Source organism: Actinomadura sp. NBRC 104425 (genome assembly GCF_030269545.1).
GTDB classification, from domain to species: domain Bacteria; phylum Actinomycetota; class Actinomycetes; order Streptosporangiales; family Streptosporangiaceae; genus Spirillospora; species Spirillospora keratinilytica.
This window is the reverse complement of the sequence record NZ_BSTN01000062.1, coordinates 1-5,321: the sequence shown is the minus strand read 5'-3', so window position 1 is coordinate 5,321 and position 5,321 is coordinate 1. Positions and strand designations below refer to the sequence as shown.

3 rRNA genes are annotated in these 5,321 nt (G+C 59.6%); all 3 read right to left on the bottom strand.

From position 1 onward, the window contains the following. The 3 genes from rrf to QSK22_RS32950 all read right to left on the bottom strand — a co-directional run bounded on the left by rrf (position 1) and on the right by QSK22_RS32950 (position 5,302). Positions 1 to 117: ribosomal RNA gene (gene rrf / locus QSK22_RS32960) — 5S ribosomal RNA — on the bottom strand. 125 nt (positions 118 to 242) lie between these two features. Further along, a 23S ribosomal RNA gene (locus tag QSK22_RS32955) occupies positions 243 to 3,362 on the bottom strand. A gap of 416 nt (positions 3,363 to 3,778) precedes the next feature. Continuing rightward, positions 3,779 to 5,302: ribosomal RNA gene (locus QSK22_RS32950) — 16S ribosomal RNA — on the bottom strand. Together the 16S, 23S and 5S rRNA genes form the textbook arrangement of a ribosomal RNA operon. Between the last annotated feature and the right edge of the window lie 19 nt (positions 5,303 to 5,321).

The window sequence follows — 5,321 nt, the reverse complement described above, 5'->3', positions numbered from 1 at the left end:
GTCCGGCGGCGTCCTACTCTCCCACACAGTCACCCATGCAGTACCATCGGCGCTGAAGAGCTTAACTACCGGGTTCGGAATGGGACCGGGTGTTTCCCCTTCGCCAAAACCACCGAACAACCAACACCAACCCCAACAGGGCCGGCAAACCCATATCAACCTGTCAACAAGCAGGGCTCCCGTTTGCTTTCCGAGAACCACACAGGGACGCGAACACCAACCACACCACAGCAGGTCTTGTGTATGTCAAGCCACTCGGCCTATTAGTACCGGTCCACTCCACACCTTACGATGCTTCCATGCCCGGCCTATCAACCCAGTCGTCCACTGGGAGCCTTACCCCCGACCAAAGCCGGGGAGGGAGAACTCATCTCGAGGAAGGCTTCCCGCTTAGATGCTTTCAGCGGTTATCCCGACCGGACGTAGCCAACCAGCCATGCCCCTGGCGGGACAACTGGCACACCAGAGGTCCGTCCGTCCCGGTCCTCTCGTACTAGGGACAGACCCCCATCAATTCTCCAACGCGCACAGCGGATAGGGACCGAACTGTCTCGCGACGTTCTAAACCCAGCTCGCGTGCCGCTTTAATGGGCGAACAGCCCAACCCTTGGGACCTACTCCAGCCCCAGGATGCGACGAGCCGACATCGAGGTGCCAAACCATCCCGTCGATATGGACTCTTGGGGAAGATCAGCCTGTTATCCCCGGGGTACCTTTTAGCCGTTGAGCGACACCGCTTCCACACGCCGATGCCGGATCACTAGGCCCTGCTTTCGCACCTGCTCGACCTGTCAGTCTCACAGTCAAGCCCCCTTGTGCCCTTGCACTCACCACCTGATTACCAACCAGGCCGAGGGAACCTTTGGGCGCCTCCGTTACCCTTTAGGAGGCAACCGCCCCAGTTAAACTACCCACCAGGCACTGTCCCCCACCCGGATCCACGGGCGCGGGTTAGACGCTCAATGCGACCAGAGTGGTATTTCACCAACGACTCCACGAATACTGGCGTACCCGCTTCACAGTCTCCCACCTATCCTACACAAGACACACCAAACGCCAATGCCAAGCTGCAGTGAAGGTCCCGGGGTCTTTCCGTCCTGCTGCGCGAAACGAGCATCTTTACTCGTACTGCAATTTCACCGGGCCTGCGGTTGAGACAGCGGGGAAGTCGTTACGCCATTCGTGCAGGTCGGAACTTACCCGACAAGGAATTTCGCTACCTTAGGATGGTTATAGTTACCACCGCCGTTTACCGGCGCTTAGATTCTCAGCCTCGACCCCCAAAAGAGTCTAACCGGTCCTCTTAACGTTCCGGCACCGGGCAGGCGTCAGTCCGTATACCGCGTCTTACGACTTCGCACGGACCTGTGTTTTTAGTAAACAGTCGCTTCCCCCTGGCCACTGCGACCGCACCCAGCTCCCACCGCACAAGGATGATCACCAGACGCGGCCCCCCTTCTCCCAAAGTTACGGGGGCAATTTGCCGAGTTCCTTAACCGCAGTTCACCCGAACGCCTCGGTATTCTCTACCCGACCACCTGAGTCGGTTTAGGGTACGGGCCGCCGGCACACTCGCTAGAGGCTTTTCTCGGCAGCATGGGATCACTCACTTCACCTAAAACGGCTCGGCATCACCCCTCACCCACAACGGTGCGCGGATTTACCTGCACACCGGGCTACAGGCTTACCCCAGGACAACCACCGCCTGGGCTGAGCTACCCTCCTGCGTCACCCCATCGCTCACCTACTACCGCATCGGGCCCCACGCTCCCCCAAGAAACAAGCCCGAAGGCCCGTAACCGGGATCGGATGGTTAGCATCAACGGCCTCGGCGCTGGCGCGTACCAGCGGGTACGGGAATATCAACCCGTTGCCCATCGACTACGCCCGTCGGCCTCGCCTTAGGTCCCGACTTACCCTGGGCGGATCAACCTGCCCCAGGAACCCTTGGTCATCCGGCGCACACGTTTCCCACGTGTGAATCGCTACTCATGCCTGCATTCTCACTCCCACACCCTCCACCGTCGGATCACTCCACGGCTTCACCGGACGCAGGACGCTCCCCTACCCGTCCGACACAACATCGAACGCCACGGCTTCGGCGGTATGCTTGAGCCCCGCTACATTGTCGGCGCGGAATCACTTGACCAGTGAGCTATTACGCACTCTTTCAAGGATGGCTGCTTCTAAGCCAACCTCCTGGTTGTCACGGCAACTCCACATCCTTTCCCACTCAGCACACGCTTAGGGGCCTTAGCCGATGATCTGGGCTGTTTCCCTCTCGACTACGAAGCTTATCCCCCGCAGTCTCACTGCCGCGCTCCCACTTACCGGCATTCGGAGTTTGGCTGACGTCAGTAACCTTGTCGGGCCCATCGGCCAACCAGTAGCTCTACCTCCGGCAAGAAACACACGACGCTGCACCTAAATGCATTTCGGGGAGAACCAGCTATCACGGAGTTTGATTGGCCTTTCACCCCTAACCACAGGTCATCCCCCAGGTTTTCAACCCTGGTGGGTTCGGGCCTCCACACCGTCTTACCGGCGCTTCACCCTGCCCATGGCTAGATCACCCCGCTTCGGGTCTACAGCATGCGACTATCAACGCCCTCTTCAGACTCGCTTTCGCTACGGCTACCCGCCACCGGTTAACCTCGCCACACACCATAACTCGCAGGCTCATTCTTCAAAAGGCACGCCATCACCCGACAACCCCCACAAAGTGAAGGCCCAGGCTCTGACGGCTTGTAGGCACACGGTTTCAGGTACTCTTTCACAACCCCTCACCGGGGCACTTTTCACCTTTCCCTCACGGTACTGGTCCGCTATCGGTCACCAGGAAGTATTCAGCCTTACCACGTGGTCGTGGCAGATTCACACGGAATTCCACGGGCTCCGTGCTACTCGGGACAACACCCAAGAGAGGCCCCGCAATTTCGCCTACCGGACTCTCACCGTCTACGGTCGGCCATCCCAAGCCGTTCGGCTATCACGAGACTTTCTCACTCTCCGCCGGCATGGCAGTACCGGCCAGGCGCTCCCACAACCCCGCACACGCAACCCCTGCCAGGTATCACACGCGCACGGTTTAGGCTCCTCCGCTTTCGCTCACCACTACTCACGGAATCACTATTGTTTTCTCTTCCTACGGGTACTGAGATGTTTCACTTCCCCGCGTTCCCACCAACCGCCCTATACATTCAGACGGCGGCGACACCCCATGACGGGTGCCAGGTTCCCCCATTCGGAAATCCCCGGATCACAGTCTGGTTGCCGACTCCCCGAGGCATATCGCAGGCTCCCACGTCCTTCATCGGCTCCTGGTGCCAAGGCATCCACCGTATGCCCTTAAACACTTGAACACACAAGACGAACAAACTGCTGCAGCAACAGACGACAACCACAACAAGTCATCATCTGCCAGAGATGCTCGCGTCCACTGTGCAGTTCTCAAAAAACAACCGGGACCACCAGACGACCAACCCGTCACCAGGCCGCCGCCTGACCCCGCAGTCCAGAGGCCCCGGGCACACGCCCGTTCCCTCAGGACCCAACAGCGTGCCCACCAGACACCCCACCCGAACCCGCCGTTCCCACTCCCACCACAAACGATGGGCGGTACTAACCAGGCCGCACAGGACACCCAGTGAATAACCAGTGCTCCACAACCATGAGCAGCCACCCGGCGGACACCCGCCGCCGACAGCAGCCACCGACCACAACCCCTCACCCCCACCAAAAAGGAGGCCGGACGCCGTGGCCAGCCGATGCTCCTTAGAAAGGAGGTGATCCAGCCGCACCTTCCGGTACGGCTACCTTGTTACGACTTCGTCCCAATCGCCGGCCCCACCTTCGACCGCTCCCCCCACAAAGGTTGGGCCACGGGCTTCGGGTGTTGCCGACTTTCGTGACGTGACGGGCGGTGTGTACAAGGCCCGGGAACGTATTCACCGCAGCGTTGCTGATCTGCGATTACTAGCGACTCCGACTTCATGGGGTCGAGTTGCAGACCCCAATCCGAACTGAGACCGGCTTTAAGGGATTCGCTCCACCTCACGGTATCGCAGCCCTCTGTACCGGCCATTGTAGCATGTTTGCAGCCCAAGACATAAGGGGCATGATGACTTGACGTCGTCCCCACCTTCCTCCGAGTTGACCCCGGCGGTCTCCCATGAGTCCCCACCATCACGTGCTGGCAACATGGAACGAGGGTTGCGCTCGTTGCGGGACTTAACCCAACATCTCACGACACGAGCTGACGACAGCCATGCACCACCTGTCACCCGCCCAAAAAGGACCCCGCATCTCTGCGAGTTTTCGAGTGATGTCAAGCCTTGGTAAGGTTCTTCGCGTTGCGTCGAATTAAGCAACATGCTCCGCCGCTTGTGCGGGCCCCCGTCAATTCCTTTGAGTTTTAGCCTTGCGGCCGTACTCCCCAGGCGGGGCGCTTAATGCGTTAGCTACGGCGCGGAATCCGTGGAAGAACCCCACACCTAGCGCCCAACGTTTACGGCGTGGACTACCAGGGTATCTAATCCTGTTCGCTCCCCACGCTTTCGCTCCTCAGCGTCAGGTAAGGCCCAGAGCACCGCCTTCGCCACCGGTGTTCCTCCCGATATCTGCGCATTTCACCGCTACACCGGGAATTCCATGCTCCCCTACCTACCTCTAGTCTGCCCGTATCGAATGCAGACCCACAGTTAAGCCATGGGCTTTCACATCCGACGCGACAAACCGCCTACGAGCTCTTTACGCCCAATAATTCCGGACAACGCTCGCGCCCTACGTATTACCGCGGCTGCTGGCACGTAGTTAGCCGGCGCTTCTTCTGCAGGTACCGTCACCCCAAAAAGGCTTCGTCCCCGCTGAAAGAGGTTTACAACCCGAAGGCCGTCATCCCCCACGCGGCGTCGCTGCGTCAGGCTTCCGCCCATTGCGCAATATTCCCCACTGCTGCCTCCCGTAGGAGTCTGGGCCGTGTCTCAGTCCCAGTGTGACCGGTCGCCCTCTCAGGCCGGTTACCCGTCGTCGCCTTGGTAGGCCATCACCCCACCAACAAGCTGATAGGCCGCGAGCCCATCCCCGACCGAAAAAACTTTCCACCACCAACGGATGCCCGCAATGGTCGTATCCGGTATTAGACCCGGTTTCCCAGGCTTATCCCGGAGTCAGGGGCAGGTTGCTCACGTGTTACTCACCCGTTCGCCGCTCGAGTACCCCCGAAGGGGCCTTTCCGCTCGACTTGCATGTGTTAAGCACGCCGCCAGCGTTCGTCCTGAGCCAGGATCAAACTCTCCATCAAGGTCCAAACACCCACCACA